Source organism: Epilithonimonas pallida, assembly GCF_900182975.1.
Classification (GTDB): Bacteria; Bacteroidota; Bacteroidia; order Flavobacteriales; family Weeksellaceae; genus Epilithonimonas; species Epilithonimonas pallida.
Genome location: NZ_FXUO01000004.1, coordinates 254,021 through 272,353, shown reverse-complemented (window position 1 = coordinate 272,353; position 18,333 = coordinate 254,021). Strand labels below are relative to the sequence as shown.

Sequence of the window (18,333 nt, the reverse complement as noted above, 5' to 3'; positions counted from 1 at the left end):
TTTAGGAAAAGACTTTGTCAAAGTGTGAACCAATGACAAAGTCCTGATTGGTGTTGAAAGCCATAGCCCCGATTGCAGTGGAAATCCTTTTTTGCGTGGACTCTGAGAGCCTCAGCCTGACAAAAGGTGTGGCAAAAAAGATTACAACGGAAAGCGGGATTAAGCTCCTAAAAAAATTATTTAACAGGCTTCACAGAAATTGCATAGCCGCCGCTTCTTACCAGGTGAACCGGCAGTTTTGTTTTGCTGTCAACTGTTTTTTTGTAGATATGATAACTCTGTGGATTGTTTACATAATCAGCGTCTTTTCCATCTTCATAGATCGTTGCTTCATATTTTCTACCCTTGTCCAGAAATGAAAAGTCTACTGTAAAATCTCTCGGGTTCTCATCTGTAACGCCACCTACAAACCAATTGTCTGTTCCTTTTGCTTTTCTGGCTGTATGGATGTAATCTCCAGGTTCTGCCGAAAGAATTTTTGTGTCATCCCAATCCGCAGCCACATCTTTTATAAACTGGAAGGCATCCATATGTTTTGCGTAATTTTCCGGTAAATCTGCAGCCATTTGTAAAGGCATATACATCACGACATAAAGCGCTAATTGCTTAGCCAAGGTTGTCTGTACAAATCTCTTATCTCCCGGGAAATAATAATCCAGTTTGGTTTGGAAAATCCCCGGCGTATAATCCATAGAACCGCCCATCCATCTTGTAAAAGGGAGAATTGTCTGATGATCCGGTTTGTTACCACCAAAAGCTTCGTACTCTGTCCCACGCGCAGCTTCTGCAGAGATCCAGTTTGGATAGGTTCTGCTTTCTCCGCCAGGACGAACCGACTCGTGAGAATTCACCATGATTTTATAGTCATTTGCTTTTTCAGCAATTCTGTAAAAATGGTTGATTGTCCACTGAGAATAATGGTGTTCCCCTCTTGGAATAATATCGCCTACATAACCCGTTTTCACAGATTTGTAACCGTATTTGTTCATCAATTTGAAAGCATCGTCTGCCCATCTTTCGTAGTTGGTTGCTGAACCGGAAGTCTCGTGGTGCATGATTAAATTAATTCCTTTCGAATGTGCATAATCATTCAACATTTTGATATCAAAATCGGGATAAGGTGTAATGAAATCGAAAACAAACTCCTTAGAATGTCCGAACCAATCTTCCCAACCCGTGTTCCAGCCTTCGATAAGCAAACCTTGGAAGCCGTTTGCAGAAGCGAAATCGATGTATTCTTTAACTTTTGTATTGTTGGCAGCGTGTTTGCCATTCGGAGTTAATTTAGAAAAATCGGTTTTTCCAATGTGCACGTTTTCGGACGTAGAATATGCCCATTGTGATTTCCCGATGATCATTTCCCACCAGACACCCATGTATTTGGTTGGTTTGATGTAAGATGTATCTTTATATTTTGTAGGTTCGTTCAGGTTGAACATCATTTTAGAATCCATTACGTCTTCTGCTTTGGGAGCAACGATAATTGTTCTCCAGGGTGTTACAGTAGGTGTCTGGATGTAACCTTTAGCTCCTTGTCTATCAGCCGTGAGGTGGGTTTTGAATTTGAAATTCTGAGCATCTACTTCCAGGTGTGAAGCCGGATAATCCAGAACTGCCGCTTCTCCTACATTGACATATAACTGATCCTTCCCTTCCTTTTTCAACATCAAAGGTGATTGAACAGCATTCTTGATCAGTTTTTGAGATGCATTGGAATCATAAGCCTTGGGCCACTGATTCGGAATTTCGGAGATTTTTGTGGTTTGATATTGATATTCCTGAGAGTCGTAATCTGCAACAATCCACCAAGCTTTCATATCTGTAGGAAAATCAATCTCGGAATCTTCTTCTCTGATGACAAAATAATTCAGATTTTTTTGTTGAGGAAATTCGTATCTGAATCCTAAACCGTCATTAAACAATCTGAATTTCACAACAATACTTCTATCTGTAGAAGCTTGGTTAAGTGTAATAGCTAATTCATTATAATTGTTAATATAGTTCTTTTTTTCTCCAAGAATTGGCTGCCAGGTTTCGTTTTTTGAATCTCTTTTTTCAGCCGTCTTTGTAAAGCCATTATTAAGATCAAAACCAGCATCTTCGGGTTTTGCAATTTCGGAAGCAAACTTGATAGAAGAATCTTTGAATAATCTTAATCCTAATTTAGAATCCTCTACAACCACATTACCGTTATATTTCAGGTTATAAAATGGCACTCCATTTTTCAGTTGGAAATTAGCTTCGAATTTTCCGTCCGGAGACTTTAGACTTTGAGCATAAACGCCGTTAAACATCATAGTAAGCAAAACTGCTCCAATGGTGAATTTTTTCATTTGACTAAATTTATTTTTTAAAGGTCAAATGGAATCGTTTATCAACTTTTGTATTAATTAAATAATAAATTGGCCAATGACGATTTCATTTTTCTAAGGTTTATATATGTTGTACAATATAAAAAAAGTGCTGCGAAACCGCAACACTTTTTTGTTATAATTAGAGAATTTTACAACTTCACTAGCTTGTAAGTTCCCATTTTCAAATCTACAGTAATGGTATAGAAATTATCACCTCCACTAAATTTGATATTTCCATTAGCATCATTTATACCAAGATATCCGGTATTTCCAATGTTATCTTTACCAATATTACCCCACTCTTTTCCAGACCAATCCTGCTGACCCAGGAATTTGAATTCTGCATTATCAGGAATCTGCCTGATCATTTCAAATTTGCCATTCCCAAGAGAATTGAACTGTTCTGCTGCTCCAGCATTCCAACCTTGTAGAGATCCAACCAAATACAGGTTCGGAATATCCCAAACACCTGCAGTAGCAGTAGCGGTCAAAGACTTAACCCCAAAATCTGCATTAATAACAACATGATAAATTCCTGCTGTTCCGGTGAATTTCATATTTTCATGATCCCCAAATTCAACATTAGATGATACAGTCTTGAAATATCTTTTTTCTGCATCAGTTCTGGAATCATCAATACTATAATTAAGAGGATTCCAGTCTTGTTGACCTAAAAATCTAAAATTTTCAGGTTGTAAATATGTATAGATTTCAGATATATTGTCATGCTTGTATAGCTTTTGAGATCCTGTCGCATTCCAAGAAACCGCTGATGCCGCTCCAACCAAGAAAAAGTCAGGATAATCAACCTGATATGGTTTCATTTTAGCGGTGACAATAGCAGATTTTAGTTCAATGGCAGGAGTAGAAAAGCTTGTTTTTGCAGTAACTCTGAAATCAAATTCGCCTTCAGTATTAACTATTCCTCCAGCTGTCAAAGCTGCAGTATTAAGATCCTTATTTGAAATAGCCAAAGATTTTGAGTTTGTAACTACACCTAGAGAAGAAAAAGTTGTAGAACCTTTCTTAGCAATTTCTACCGTATAAGTCACCGGTGATCCATAGTTAGAATAGTCATTCCAAGTAATTGTAGTAGCAATTGCAGACTGATCAGCAGAATTAAGGGTAATTGTACCTCCATTTGTCGGAGCTGTAATTATAGGCCCATCAACAGGATAAACTTTTACTCCAAAGCTGATTGTATTAGAAATTTCCGAATCTTTTGTTATTCTTATATAGACAAGCTGAGAAGTGAATGGCGAAAAATTTAGTTGTAACAACTTAGCATTCAAATTTCCTATAGTTGTTGTAAAACTGTTTTCGGATGATTTTCCTAATTCAACTTTTTTAGTAAAATCAGATGTTGATGACAATTCTACTTTATATTCACCGCTTCCTATTGATTCCCAAACCAAAGTAAAGGGATTGTTGCTCATAGTTTTGTATAATACATTTTCAGCACCTAAAGATGTATCATTAAGCTTAAAGCTTGCTTCCGGTGTTGTCCAATCTCTATCTGCATCATTGTTACATGCTACAAATAAAATTGACACAAATACTGAAGCTATTATTAATTTAAATATATTTTTCATAATAATTTTGATAAATTAAAAAATTATTTTATTGGAATCAAAGTGTAATCTCCTGTTACATCATTAAAATAGACATCATAAATCCATTCTGAGCTTACAGGTATATTATCACCTCCCTTTTGGGCCGTTCCGAAGAATTCAGATTTTGTACCCCAGCTTACATCCCACGTATTGTTAGCTCTAAATTTAAATTCACCTTCTTTCAGGGTAATACTTTTTGCCGTCCATACGTGAGGATCAAAAGCCGATTTAGTCAGTTGCGTATCTGTATTCCAATTACCATTCACAGTACCAATAATGGAGATGTTGCTATAACTTGCAGTAGGTGCTTGCAACGCTTGCAATGTGTAAGTTAATGCGTTTGTATTAATTGTCAATTTATAGTACCCATCGGCAGGAATAGTAATATTTCCAGAACCACCACCTGTATCTAGTGTTCCGCTAGTAGCATTAGTCGCAGTTCCCAGACCATATTGTGCATCCCATGAACCTTTGTTTTTGATAATTTTGAACCCATCAGCCTTAAAGAATCCTGAATAAGTATAAACATCCTTATTTGTTGTTTTAAGTAAAGGATAAATATTAAGGTTAGTTATTTCATTGGTCCATCCTCCAGCAGTAGCCGCACCAATCAGATAAAGATCAACATAATTATATATGGGACTTGCCAGGTAAGGTGTAACTGTGAGGCTTGTAACATTAGAAACCTGTGAATAGAAGTTACCATTAACTGAAGATATAACCCTAAAATAGATTTTTTGAGGTTTTGCAGGTACTAAACCAATTAATTTAGCCGCATCATTGATCTGTTTCGTTGTAAAACTTTTAGTATTTACAGATTGAACAATTTTTTCGCCCAATGGGAATTTTTTATCAAAATTTTCATTCGCACTGATTTCAATATTATAATTGATCTCCACAGGAACCGTGTACTTTGCAGGAGTCCAAGTTACTGTCAATGCTGGATTAGTAGGAAAATTGGAATCCAAAATCAAGTTTTGAGTAGATAGATTTGCAATTACTGGACTCTGCGAATCTTCAATTGTAATTATCTCCCTATCTTGACATCCCACAATCATTAAGCTTAATGCAATAAGCGAAAAAATATATTTTATATTAGAATTTTTCATAAGATTGATTTTTAGTAACCAGGATTTTGAGTTAAATTAGGATTAGCCTGCAATGCCGTAGTTGGTATCGGGAATAGTTTATAAGTATCAGGAATTGATGTTCCTTCTTTTACACCTCCTTTCCATGGCCATAGATAAGATCCCCCTGTAAACTTACCAAATCTTATAAGATCTTGTCTTCTCATGCCTTCAAAATTTAATTCTCTTCCTCTTTCATCAAGAATATTTTGTAGGTTGATCGTAGTAAAAGGGACAGCTCCAGCTCTTTCTCTCACCATATTAAAATAAACTAAAGCTTGGTTTAGGTTGGCAGAAGATGCTCCACGCAAAGCACACTCAGCGTACATTAATAAAACATCACTGTATCTAAACAAAGGAAAATCTGTTGACGAAAAACTTGTAGGAACTCCGCTTCCATCTGAATTTTTGTTCCAGAACTTGACAGATGGAAAACCATCACTCCAAGTTTTATAATCGTTCATTTCCCAAGTATGACCTGTTGTAAAAAAATAGTGTCCACGAATATCTGGATTGGAAAGAATCTCAGCTGCACTGTTACCATATAGCCCATACCAAGATTTTGTAGCTCTGTGGCCTGCCCATCCTTCAGTTGCTCCATAATTTGCCAATGTCATGTCATCACTACTTAAGCTACCATTTACAATATAAGTTGTATTCCCATAACTTTGACTATTAACTGCATCAGCAATTAATGGAAAAATTATCTCTTTGGATGTATTGTTATCTGCTGAAAAATTCTTTCGAAAGTTAGACTCCAATTGGTATCCCCCCTCAGAAATAATTTTATTAAGAAAAACAGCTGCATCATTATATCTCGATGTTCCAGTATATACTTCCGCATTCATATAGAGTTTTGCAAGTAACATTCTAGCGCATGATTTGTTAGCTCTGCCATAAGAGTTAGTAGGAGGTAGACTAGATTCTATTGCAAGTAACTCACTTTCTGCAAATTTGAATAAATCAGCTCTTGAGGTTTCCGGCAATGGTGCGGATGTATTGAAAGTTTCATCATTTAAAAGTGGACCTTTACCAAAAAAATCAATCAAATAGTAATACGACAACGCTCTAAGAAATCTTAGTTCACTAATCACTTGCTCTTTATTCGCATAATTAACTTGATTACTTTTCATAATCAGAATCAGGTTAGTCGCTTGAGGTATAGTATAATAAATTCTATTGAAAACGTAACCAAAAAACTTATTGTTACTTGTCCAATTGGAAGTGGTTGTCAGCTGATCTAGCCCATTATCTCCCCATCTGTTTTTTAAGTCATCTGCTGTAAAATCCTGCAAATTGACAAGTCCTCTAATAAACGGCGACTCTCCAGCATTATCTGTTGACCCAAGATCAGAATCCCCAGGTCCACTAACACTCGATAATGCAAAACTTGCATACAATCTGGATAACAATCCATCTACGGCATTGGGATCTTGTTGTAGAAGATTTTCCAATGTTGGCTCTACCTTATTGTCTACATCTAAATCTCCAATACATGAATATGTGGAAATCAGAAAAAGTGATGATACAGCAAGTACTTTTAAATATATTTTTCTCATTGCTTCTTAAAAATTAAAGTTAAAACCAATAGTGAAAACTCTCGGTCTTGGATAAAAATTATTATCTATTCCATTAAAATTCTCTGGATCTTGACCAGTAAAATTCGTCCATGTATAAACATTATTTACAGCACCATATACTCTAACATTGGTATTACCAAACATATTTTTGATCATATAACCAAGTGTAATATTGTCTACTTTTAGAAACGTGGCGTCTTCTAGAAAATAATCTGAGAAATACGTATTATCGGAAAGCTGTAAAAATGGGGAATCTGCTGCGTAAGTAATAACATTATTAAGGTTATTAGAGTTTGCAGGGACTGCGGAGCTTCTGTAACCCTGTGCAATTTTTCTTGTGTTATAAATTTCCCCTCCAATCTGACCTCTAAATGCTGCAGATAAATCCCAATTTTTATAATTGAAAGATGTTCCAAAGCCATACGTCCAGTTTGGTCTTATAGGTCTATAATAGCGATCTGAATTATTGATAACTCCATCGCCATTACGGTCCACATAAACCTCTGCTAAAGGATTTCCATTAGCATCATAGACTTGCTGAAAAACCCAAGCCGAATATGGTTGATAGCCTACCGTGTTATAAGCGATATTAATTCCTGTTCCGACCGGCAAAGTACTACCAGAATCACTAAAGGTGGTGATATTTTTTAAATCTGTAATTTTCCCTTTATTATATGCTCCATTTAATGAAACACTCCAAGTTATATTTTCAGATTTTACTGGTACTACATTTAACCCCAGCTCTACTCCATTATTTTCCAAAGAGCCTATGTTTTCAATAAAGTTGGAGGTAAGACCTTGTCCTGGTGGTAAAGGAACTCTTGCCAATAAGTCTGATGTTTTTCTATTGTAAACATCTACACTACCTGTAATTCTGTCACTATTAAACAATGAAAAATCAAGCCCAGCATTGAGTGTTGTTGTTTTTTCCCAAGTAACGTCAGGATTAAAAGGCAATGCGCTATAAGTCGTTAAACCTGGAAAGTACTGCGCATTGGATGCCCCAATTGAAAATAAAGCACTGGATGGATAAAATCCTACCACACCTGTAATATTCTGTTGACCGGTTTTACCCCAACCTAATCTCAGTTTTAAATCTCTGACAGTATTAGAGTCCTTGAAGAAATCTTCCCTCACTTTCCACGCAAAACCTACAGCTGGAAAATATCCCCATCTTTGATCTTTCTGAAAAAGAGATGAAGCATCCGCCCTAAAGGTAACAGTGAATAAATATTTATTATAAAAATCAATATTAGTTCTACCAAAAAAAGACTGCAGATTTTGGAATAGATAATATCTGTTATTTGGGTTGAGTTCAGTTCCAGGTTTTGTAACCCTTAAACCAGACGTCACATCGTACATATAATTATCTTTAAAACCATCATTCTTAAAATTCTGATAAGAATAGCCGCCCTGAATTAAAAAATGTGATAAAAATCCCGAGAAGTTCTTTTCATATACCAAATAGGAATCTAACGTTGTGTTTGTAATAGTTTGATGTTCGGCATAGTCAACTCCAGGATTAAATACATAATTGTTAGGATTTGTATATGGAAAAGGGTTGTTGAATGTTGCAATAGCATTATCTGCGAAAACAGTCTTAAGATCAGATTTAGAAGCTTCAACCCCAAGATTCACTACAGCTCTCAAGTCTGGAAGAAAATGAAACTTATAGTTAATCTCCGTATTTCCTAAAAATTTCCATATTTTTTGAGGCGCACTTCTCTGATTAAGTGCTGCTAATGGATTTGTCTGACCAACTAATGTATATCGATTACTATTAAGCGTTGTACTTTGGTAATAACCCCCAAAAATGTCATATGGGACACCAGATAACCCCGTCTGACTCGTATAAATTGGTTTTGTAGGATCCATAAATAGTGCACTTCCGATAGTTGCGCCTGCATCAATTGCATTAAGATCTGTAAATGATCCTTTGGCATTAATATCTATCTTTAGATGTTTATCTAAAAATGTCGGCGACATATTTAAAGAGACAGTATATCTGTCAAGGTCATTGGTTTTAACCACGCCTTCAATTCTGGAGTAACCAAAAGACAATCTAGTAGGTACACTCTTGAAAAGACTTCCTGATAGACTCAAGTTGTTATCAGATGATACAGATTGTCTATAAATTGCTTTCTGCCAATCTGTATCATAAATCTTACCCATAATCAAAGATTCATTCACTTCAGTATCAGGATTATCTGACATTCCTCCCACTCCTAACCTAAAGTTATATAGCGGATAGTTTTTATTAATGAAATCTACAAATTGACTAGAATTCATAACATCTGCATATCTTGTGACTTGACCTACAGACACATTTGTACTTAAACTAACTTTCAATTTTCCACCGCCTCTTTTTGTTGTAATAATAATAACACCATTAGAAGCTCTAGAACCGTAGATAGCAGTAGCAGAAGCATCCTTCAGTATAGAAAAAGATTCAATGTCATTGGGGTTAACATAATTAAGTGGATTTGCAGCTCCAGCAACACCATTAGAATCGACTGGAACACCATCAATAACAATCAGAGGATCATTAGAGGCACTCAAAGAAGAACCTCCTCTAATTCTGATATTTGGTTTGGAATCAGGAGACCCGCCGTCATTTACAATTCTTACACCTGGAGCTTTACCCGTTATAAGCTGATCCGCAGAAACGATTGCTCCCTTGTTGAAGTCTTTGGAGGTCACAGAAGTAATAGACCCCGTAAGATCCGTCTTCTTCTGCTTACCATAACCAATCAGCACAACCTGCTCGATTTCGGTTTCTTTTTTGGCCGAATCACTTTGTTGTGCATGTAACACTGATCCGAGCAATAGAAATGCTGGAGCAATTTTTAATACATTATAGTTTCTCACAAAAAATAAATTTTTAAGGTTTATATTATTATTTTCAAATCATTAAGATATACACTATCTCTTGTTTCGCAATTTATAAAAAAATCGATATTCTGTTAAAATAATTTTAAAATCATCACAATCCCACCTAATTTAATGCTAAAAAAAACAAACACAAACAAATAAAACAATGAAATACAGAAACTTAAGTTTATGTTAATTTTTTTAACAAAAACTGTTTTTGCAATGTTTTTCATGAAATTTTAACAATTTTTCTTCTTCTAAATTAACCAATATTAATCCTATATTAATCAAAAATGAACTTTTTGGAATTTTATCGATTTTCATGTAAAGAGGAAAAAACAAGTATTTACGGTGATTTCAAAAAACAAATAAATTACATTAATAATCATTAAAAAATTATTTTTTTCAACAATAAATAAAAAAATAGTTAAAAACCATCAAAGCCAATTTGAAGAGACATCTGAATGGATAAGGTTAATAAATATTTTTCCATTGGCCTATCATTTCTTTTATTAACAATCTAAATGAAAATCGTAATTTTGCAATTCAAATTTTTATTTATAAAATGTCAAACAGAAAGATGATTACGGCAGCTTTGCCTTATGCAAACGGACCGGTTCATATAGGGCATTTGGCGGGTGTATATATTCCTGCGGATGTTTACGCAAGATTTCAGAGAAGATTGGGAAAAGATGTAGCGTTTATCTGTGGTTCGGATGAGCATGGGATTCCTATTACCATAAGAGCTAAAAAAGAAGGAGTTACGCCACAGGATATTGTTGATAAATACCACGAGATCATTAAAAAATCTTTTTCGGATTTGGGGATTTCATTTGATGAATATTCAAGAACGACTTCTAAAAATCACTATGAGACAAGTCAGGATTTCTTTAAAGTTCTTTATGAAAAAGGAAAGTTTACGGAAGAACTGTCTGAGCAATATTTTGATGAACAGGCTAATGAATTCTTAGCCGACAGATATATCGTCGGAACCTGCCCGAATTGCGGAAACGAAAATGCATACGGAGATCAGTGTGAAAGATGCGGAACTACCCTTTCTCCATCTGAACTGATCAATCCGAAATCAATGTTAAGCGGAAATGTTCCTATCTTAAAAGAAACAAAAAACTGGTATTTACCGTTAAATGAATATGAAGATTTCTTAAACGAATGGATTATCGAAGGTCATAAAGACGACTGGAAACCGAATGTTTACGGACAGGTAAAATCCTGGTTAAACGACGGTTTGAAACCTCGTGCCATGACCAGAGATCTGAATTGGGGAGTTCCTGTTCCGCTTCCTGATGCAGAAGGAAAAGTTCTGTATGTTTGGTTTGATGCGCCGATCGGCTATATTTCTTTCACCAAAGAATGGGCTGCGAAAAACGGAAAAGACTGGAAAGATTACTGGCAAAGCGAAAATTCTGATTTGGTTCACTTTATCGGTAAAGATAATATTGTATTTCACTGTATTATTTTCCCTTCGATGATGAAGGCTCACGGAGATTTCATCATGCCGAAAAACGTTCCTGCTTTTGAATTCCTTAATCTTGAAAATGATAAAATTTCAACTTCAAGAAACTGGGCGGTTTGGGCACATGAATATGTAGAAGATTTCCCGGGACAACAGGATGTATTGAGATATGCTCTTCTTTCATCGGCTCCCGAAACAAAGGACAATAACTTTACATGGAAAGATTTTCAGACGAAGAATAACTCTGAATTAGTTGGTATTTTTGGGAACTTTATCAATAGAGTTGCTGTTTTAATTCATAAATATTATGACGGAGTTGTTCCTCAAGGTAATACAAACAGTCCTGAATTAAAGGAAATCAACAAAGCAGCGAAAGAAATTTCAGGGTTTTTAGAAAATTATGAATTCAGAAATTCTCTAACAGCTTTGATGAATTTAGCTCGTTTTGGAAACCAATATCTTCAGACAGAAGAACCTTGGAAAACCATTAAAGACAATCCTGAAAAAGCGGCTCAATCCTTATTTGTTGGAGCTCAGATTGCAGTTGCTTTAGCTCAGTTATGCGAACCGTTTATGCCTTTCAGCTCTGAGAAATTATTGAACATGTTCAATGTACAGAGGTCAGACTGGAATGATGTTGAAACAAAATCTGTTTTAATTGAAACGGGCCACAAAATCAACGAAGCATCTCTTCTTTTCTCAAAAATCGAAGACGATGTGATTGAAGCTCAAATCCAAAAGCTGGAAGACACAAAGCAAAACAATAAAAAAACAAACCCTAACGCAAACCCTATGAAAGACGAAATCACTTTTGATGATTTTACTAAAATTGACTTAAGAACAGCCACCATCTTAGAAGCTGAAAAAGTTGAAAAAGCAGATAAATTACTAAAACTTACTGTGGATACAGGTATTGACGTAAGAACTGTAGTTTCAGGAATTGCAGAAAGTTTCACTCCGGAAGAAGTGGTTGGAAAACAGGTGATGATTTTATTGAACCTTGCTCCAAGAAAAATCAGAGGAATTGAATCTCAAGGAATGTTGCTATTAACAACAAAACCGGACGGAAAACTATCTTTCGTAACACCTGATGACAGCAATGTTGAGAACGGTATTGAGATTGGATAGACGAATGAAATAATGTTATTAATATAAAAATCTTTTGGAAATTATCTAAAAGATTTTTTTTCGCATAATTTTTGATACTGTTTAAAAAAAATTTAACCTATTCATGAGAAAAATATATCTTCTATTTCTTTTTGCCACAATCCTTTCCTGTGGGAAAAATAATAACCACGAAATGATATCTGCAGATTTAGCTCTAGTAGATAATGTAAGCGCAAAGAGTGAGAGTAGTGACAAATTACTTCCACTACCAAATTTAATTGAGGAAAAAACACCCTCGGACAATCCTCAAAAGATTTCTCAAAAAATAATTAAAACCGGAAGAATAGAAATTGAAGTTGGAGATATCAACAAAGCTCAAAAAATCATTACCGACAATTTCAAAAAATTAGATGCTTACAAGCAAGGCGAATTTTTCAGCAATAGCGAAGAGCAGGAAATGCTGAAAATGACTATCAGAGTTCCTAATGAGAACTTTGATAATCTTTTGCAATCAATGGATGAAGGTATTGGAAATGTCATTTCAAAAAATATAGGTACTGATGATGTTACAGAAGAATACACCGATGTTTCTATAAGACTTGAGAACAAATTAACCTATCTTGAAAAATATAGAGACCTTCTGAAAAAAAGTACTAATACAAAAGATATTTTAGAAATCCAGGAAAATATTCGCAATTTAGAAGAAGAAATAGAGTCTTCAAAAGGAAGATTGAAGTTCATAGATGATAAAGTAAAATACAGTACAATAGAATTGACTCTAATTAAAAACAAACCGAGAAATTCTGTTACCTCTAAAATAGGTTTTGGAAGTCAGTTTGTAGATTCGGTAGCACAAGGCTGGAATAATTTTGTTGGCTTCATTTTAGGATTAATTACGTATTGGCCATTTTTATTAATCATCCCGATCATTATCATCTTATTCAGAAAATGGAGAAATCGAAAAAGAAAATCTAAAGACTAAAATAAAAACCTCAGAGTTAATTTCTCCGAGGTTTTTTTTATTTCTTGATCAACTTTGACAGATAAGCATCTTCATCCTGCAAAACTTTTTCAATTGCAAACCCATTGTTTTCAACTGCATTTTTCAAGGTATTAAAATCAAGATACAGCCATTTAATTGGATCTTCAGATTCACCTTTGTAATGAACGATATAATCCAGCTCGCCATAATATCCTTCTGCAGGAATATAAACTCCGCCGTCTTCATCCCGATCGAACATATATAAAATATCGGTGCTGTCAATCAAAATCTGACCTTTTTCATTCAACAAAGAATGTAATTTTTTGAGATAAATATCAATGACTTTCAGGCTTTGAAAAATCCCTGTTCCGTTCATTAATAAAAGAATTGTATCAAAAGTTTCTCCTTCAAAATGAAGCATATTTTCAGCAACCGCTTTTTTGATTCCCCTCAATTTGCATACTTCAATGGATTTTGGTGAAATATCTAACGCAGTAACATCCAGATTTCTATCATTTTGAAGATATAAAGAATGTGATCCGGATCCGGCTCCAATATCTAAAACTTTTCCTTTGGACAGTTCTAAAGCTTTTTGTTCAATATCATTCATATCTTCAAAATCACGGAAAAGATAATCCACCGGAAGCTCGTCCAGTTCAGAAATTGAAGTTTCAGTCTGCAAATCTTTTGGATCTTCATCATGATAAAAATCCCAGATTGCACGGCCCATTAAATCTTTCATAGATGTAAATATGGCGGCAAAGATACTGCGTTCCGAAAAGAAACGAAAAATATATTCTTAATTAAGAGTATTATTTCTTTTAAAATCATTTTAAATACTTTATAAGCATCATTAACATTTTCTATTTTTCAAGCACTATTCTTCTTACAATATTTCCTAACTTGTCTGTTTTTAAATACAAGAACAACCTCATGACAAATAAAAGTTTTAATGTTCATCAGGGTTTTACTTTCAGTAAACATGTTCCGGAGGAAATTTCCAATTTCGAAAGGGTTTTCGATGTATTCAGAGATTTGCTCATCCACACTTCCGGCGATCTTGAGGAAGCTTTTGAATGGCTCGATATGCTCGACAGAGAATACAATATTTTCGATGATGAATACACCCGTGAAGATTTTGAAGAAGATCTGAAAAAACGCGGCTATATCAAAGCAGAAGATCCTGAAGATGGCAATTCCGGAACCGGAGAAGGTAAAAACGTGTTGACTGCCAAACTGGAAGCTGCCCTTCGTGAATATGCCTTGGATCAGATTTTCGGGAAGCTCCAGAAAAGTGGTGTCGGAAATCACCGAACCACCAAAACCGGAATCGGAGATGAACGTGATGGAGAAAACCGGAATTTCCAATATGGTGATGATTTATCAGCTGTAAATATGACTGAAAGTTTGAAAAACGCCCAGATTAACAATGGAATTTCAGATCTCAGAATGACGGAAGATGACCTCATCGTAGAAGAAACCAAACACAAAGCTCAGATGAGCACGGTTTTAATGATAGATATCAGCCACTCTATGATTCTGTATGGCGAAGACCGTATTACTCCTGCCAAAAAAGTAGCCATGGCTCTGGTGGAATTAATCAAAAGAAAATATCCGAAAGATTCTATTGATATTATTGTTTTCGGAAATGAAGCGTGGCCAATTAAAATTAAAGATTTGCCTTATTTGCAAGTTGGGCCGTATCATACCAATACGGTTGCCGGGTTGGAATTGGCAATGGATATTCTGCGAAGAAAAAGAAATACCAACAAGCAGATCTTCATGATTACCGACGGAAAACCAAGCTGTCTGAAGTTACCGAACGGAGAATATTACATGAACAGTGTAGGACTTGATGAAAGAATTGTTTCCGAATGTCTTCATAAAGCAGCACAGGCAAGAAAACTGAAAATTCCGATCACTACTTTCATGATTGCACAGGATCCTTATCTCCGAAAATTTGTTGAGATCTTTACTGCTCAGAATAAAGGAAAAGCTTTCCTTACAGGACTTTCAGGATTAGGGCAGATGATTTTTGAAGATTACGAAAAGAATAGAATTAAAAGGATTTGAGGAAGAGCCAAGGAAAAAGATAAAAGATAAAAGTTAAATGTCTTTACAAACCAAAATAAAGCAGTTAGTTAGACCTATTAATACTGCTATATAACAAATTATATGACTAGACAAATGAAAAACGATACAACATTTAAAGAACTAAAAAATTCAGGGTATACTCATAAAACCATCAATCAGGAAATTCAGGCTAATCTGATTGCTAAAATTAAAGCTAAAGAACCTGTTTTTGAAGGACTTTACGGTTATGAAGATACCGTAATTCCGCAATTGAAAAAAGCAATTTTGGCGGGTCATCACATTAATCTTTTAGGATTACGCGGACAGGCAAAAACAAGAATTGCCAGAAGCATGGTCAATCTTTTGGATGAGTATATGCCGATTGTAAAAGGTTCTGAAATTAACGACAGTCCGTTTCATCCGATTTCAAAATATGCGAAAGACCTGATTGCAGAACTTGGTGACGAAACTCCGATTTCATGGGTTCACCGTTCAGACCGTTTTTTTGAAAAACTGGCAACTCCTGATGTAAATATTGCCGATTTAATTGGAGACATCGATCCCATAAAGGCAGCAACTTTAAAATTACCTTATTCTGATGAACGCGTTTTACATTACGGAATGATCCCAAGAGCCAACCGTTCCATCTTTGTTTTGAATGAATTACCCGATCTGCAGGCCAGAATTCAGGTTTCTTTGTTCAATATTTTACAGGAAGGTGATATTCAGATCAGAGGTTTCCAATTGAGAATGCCTTTGGATATTCAGTTTGTATTTACGGCAAACCCGGAAGATTATACCAACAGAGGAAGTATTGTAACGCCTTTAAAAGACAGAATCGGTTCTCAGATCTTCACTCATTACCCGAAAAGTGTCGAGCTTGCCAAACAAATTACCGAGCAGGAAGCTTTGATTTCTCCAGAAGACCGAGACAAAATTCAGATTTCCGATTTGGCGAAAAATCTTTTGGAAGAAGTAGCTTTTGTAGCCAGAGACAGCGAATATGTGGATGCCAAAAGTGGAGTAAGCGCAAGATTAACAATCAGTGCCATGGAAAATCTTTTTGCAGCGGCTAAACTGCGTCTTTTGGAAACCGGTTCAGAAAAAACAAGCATTCGTCTTTTAGATTTCATGTCTATTATTCCTTCTATCACCGGAAAAATCGAATTGGTGTATGAAGGAGAACAGGAAGGCGCAGATCATGTTGCCAAGATTCTTATCGATGATGCAATTATGGTTCAGTTTGAAAGTCTTTTTCCCCGAATTCCCAAGCTGGAAAAAGAAGGACTGAAAACACCTTACACCGATATCATCCAATGGTTCAACAGCAATCATCTTGAACTGAATTATGCTGATACCGACAAAGAATTTTATAAGAAACTGAACAGCATAAAACCTTTGACAACTTTGATTGAAAACAATGTTCCAGAATTGGATGAAAACGAACAAAACTTCTGCAAAGAACTTGTCCTTTGGGCTTTAACCATAAGCAAAAAGCTTGACAAGTCCGAGAATACTTCAGCTTTCAATTTTGAATCTGCCGGAATCGGGCAGTTTTTCAGAAGTTAAAAATTACCGGTAAACTTACGTTAAAAAAAGTATTCATGTCATCAAACCAACAACCTCAGATTAATCGTCTGAGGTTGTTGTATTTATAGCCCCGATTGCAGTGGAAAATCCTTTTTGCGAGAGGCTATGCCGAGCAAAAAGATTATAACGAAAAGCGGGATAACGCTTCTAAAAAATATTTAAAACTGTCCGCCTCCGAGTGCTCTGTAAAATTCGGTTACGGCCTGTAACTGTTGCAGTTTGTCGTTAACAGCAGACAATTTTGCAGCCAATAAAGATTGTTCGGAAGTCAAAACATTCACATAGTTGGTGTTGGAAGAATAGGTCAATAATTCTTTGTTGAATTCAACAGCTTTCTCCAGAGACTGGATTTGCAGCTGTCTTGTCGCTTCCTTCTCCTTCGCTTTTTGGTAAGATAATAAAGAGTTGGAAACCTCGGAACCAGCCGTCAGTAATGTTTTTTCAAAGGTATAATAAGCCTGCATTTTTCGGGCTTCCATTATTTTGACCTGAGCTTTTCTGTTGCCCATCTGGAAAATATTCTGTGTTAGAGTACCGCCAACCGTATAAAATAAAGAGTTGGTGAAGAAATTTTCCAGAGTTCTCGAGGACAAACCTAAAGTTCCGGTAATGCTTAATGTAGGATACACCTGTGCAATTGCCATATTTTTATTTTCGAATGCCTGGCGGAAACCCAGTTCTGCGGCCTGCACATCCGGACGGTTTTTAAGTAATGAAACAGGAATACCGGTCTTAAGGTCACTGTAAACCACCTGCGAATCGATAGTATTTCTGTCAATCGATTGTGGATTGTCATTCATCAGAATGCTTAATGAGTTTTCTGTCTGCTGAATCTGCAATTCCAAATCCGGCACTGTCAATTGCGCTGAATACAGATTGGCCCTGCTCTGCTCCACATCTGCACCCGTGAGATAGGCTGCTTCCATAAGAGCTTCCACTGTTTCCACATCTTTTTTCCTAAGCTCGATGGTTTGTTTTGTGATCTCAAGCTGCTTATCTAGCGAAATCAATTGGTAATAAAGATTGGCAGCCTGTGCAACCAGCTGAGTCTGAATAGCACGTTTTGCCGCATCGGTTTGAAGAAAACCTGCATAAGCTGATCTTTTCAAAGACTTGATCCTTCCCCAGATGTCCACTTCCCAACCTGTGGATATCCCTAATCTGTAAACCAACAGATCCGGCATTATAAAGTTACCGCCTTGAGCAGCTGCACTGTTCTTGGTTTCTGTCACAGAAGCAACACCATCCAGACTTGGCAGATTCTGTAATTTTGATTGTTTGAACACCGCATCGGCTTCCTGAATTCTTGCAACGGCAAGCTTCAGGTCAAGATTATTCTGAATAGTTTTATTAATGATGTTCTGAAGTTTCTGATCAGTGAAAATCTGATTCCATGAAATGTTTGCGATAGACGTACTGTCATTACTTGTTTTCTGGCGGAAGAGATTATCCTGTCTGCTTTGTTCTATCTGCGGATCCTGATAAGTATCCGTCACTTTACAAGAGTAAAAGAAACCTGCGATACCTGCCAATAGAACTAAATTTATGATTTTAATTTTCAT

Annotated in this window: 11 protein-coding genes; 4 read left to right on the top strand and 7 right to left on the bottom strand. The window is 35.8% G+C overall.

All coding sequences use genetic code 11. The annotated features are described in order from the left end of the window. Positions 1–176 precede the first annotated feature (176 nt). The 5 genes from QOL71_RS09550 to QOL71_RS09530 all read right to left on the bottom strand — a co-directional run bounded on the left by QOL71_RS09550 (position 177) and on the right by QOL71_RS09530 (position 9,542). Positions 177–2,333, bottom strand: a complete 2,157-nt coding sequence (locus QOL71_RS09550; RefSeq protein ID WP_283416705.1) for a glycoside hydrolase family 97 protein — start codon at positions 2,331–2,333, stop codon at positions 177–179. Positions 2,334–2,503: 170 nt separating this feature from the next. Continuing rightward, entirely contained in the window at positions 2,504–3,946 is a 1,443-nt protein-coding gene (locus QOL71_RS09545) for a SusE domain-containing protein (protein ID WP_283416704.1), read from the bottom strand. A gap of 23 nt (positions 3,947–3,969) precedes the next feature. Continuing rightward, positions 3,970–5,076, bottom strand: coding sequence for a SusE domain-containing protein (locus QOL71_RS09540; protein WP_283416703.1), 1,107 nt, complete (start codon positions 5,074–5,076; stop codon positions 3,970–3,972). A gap of 11 nt (positions 5,077–5,087) precedes the next feature. Continuing rightward, on the bottom strand, positions 5,088–6,653 hold the full coding sequence (locus QOL71_RS09535; protein WP_283416702.1) for a RagB/SusD family nutrient uptake outer membrane protein: 1,566 nt from the start codon (positions 6,651–6,653) through the stop codon (positions 5,088–5,090). A 6-nt stretch (positions 6,654–6,659) separates the two neighbouring features. Beyond that, the gene (locus tag QOL71_RS09530; RefSeq protein ID WP_283416701.1) at positions 6,660–9,542 is read right to left on the bottom strand and encodes a SusC/RagA family TonB-linked outer membrane protein; all 2,883 of its coding nucleotides are present in this window, start codon (positions 9,540–9,542) and stop codon (positions 6,660–6,662) included. 568 nt (positions 9,543–10,110) lie between these two features. On the opposite strand from QOL71_RS09530, the gene metG reads away from it, so the two are divergent. Beyond that, positions 10,111–12,147, top strand: a complete 2,037-nt coding sequence (gene metG, locus QOL71_RS09525) for a methionine--tRNA ligase (RefSeq protein WP_283416700.1) — start codon at positions 10,111–10,113, stop codon at positions 12,145–12,147. Between the two features lie 103 nt (positions 12,148–12,250). Further along, entirely contained in the window at positions 12,251–13,108 is an 858-nt protein-coding gene (locus QOL71_RS09520; protein WP_283416699.1) for a DUF4349 domain-containing protein, read from the top strand. 37 nt (positions 13,109–13,145) lie between these two features. Here QOL71_RS09520 and QOL71_RS09515 read toward each other — a convergent pair whose 3' ends face one another. Next, positions 13,146–13,850, bottom strand: coding sequence for a class I SAM-dependent methyltransferase (locus QOL71_RS09515; RefSeq protein ID WP_283416698.1), 705 nt, complete (start codon positions 13,848–13,850; stop codon positions 13,146–13,148). A 191-nt stretch (positions 13,851–14,041) separates the two neighbouring features. Between QOL71_RS09515 and QOL71_RS09510 the strand changes: the two genes are divergently transcribed. Together QOL71_RS09510 and QOL71_RS09505 are read left to right on the top strand one after the other, a co-directional pair. Then, positions 14,042–15,181: a vWA domain-containing protein gene (locus QOL71_RS09510; RefSeq protein ID WP_283416697.1), complete on the top strand. Its 1,140-nt coding sequence runs from the start codon at positions 14,042–14,044 to the stop codon at positions 15,179–15,181. 114 nt (positions 15,182–15,295) lie between these two features. Continuing rightward, entirely contained in the window at positions 15,296–16,750 is a 1,455-nt protein-coding gene (locus QOL71_RS09505; protein ID WP_283416696.1) for a sigma 54-interacting transcriptional regulator, read from the top strand. A 179-nt stretch (positions 16,751–16,929) separates the two neighbouring features. Here QOL71_RS09505 and QOL71_RS09500 read toward each other — a convergent pair whose 3' ends face one another. After that, on the bottom strand, positions 16,930–18,333 hold the full coding sequence (locus QOL71_RS09500; protein WP_283416695.1) for an efflux transporter outer membrane subunit: 1,404 nt from the start codon (positions 18,331–18,333) through the stop codon (positions 16,930–16,932).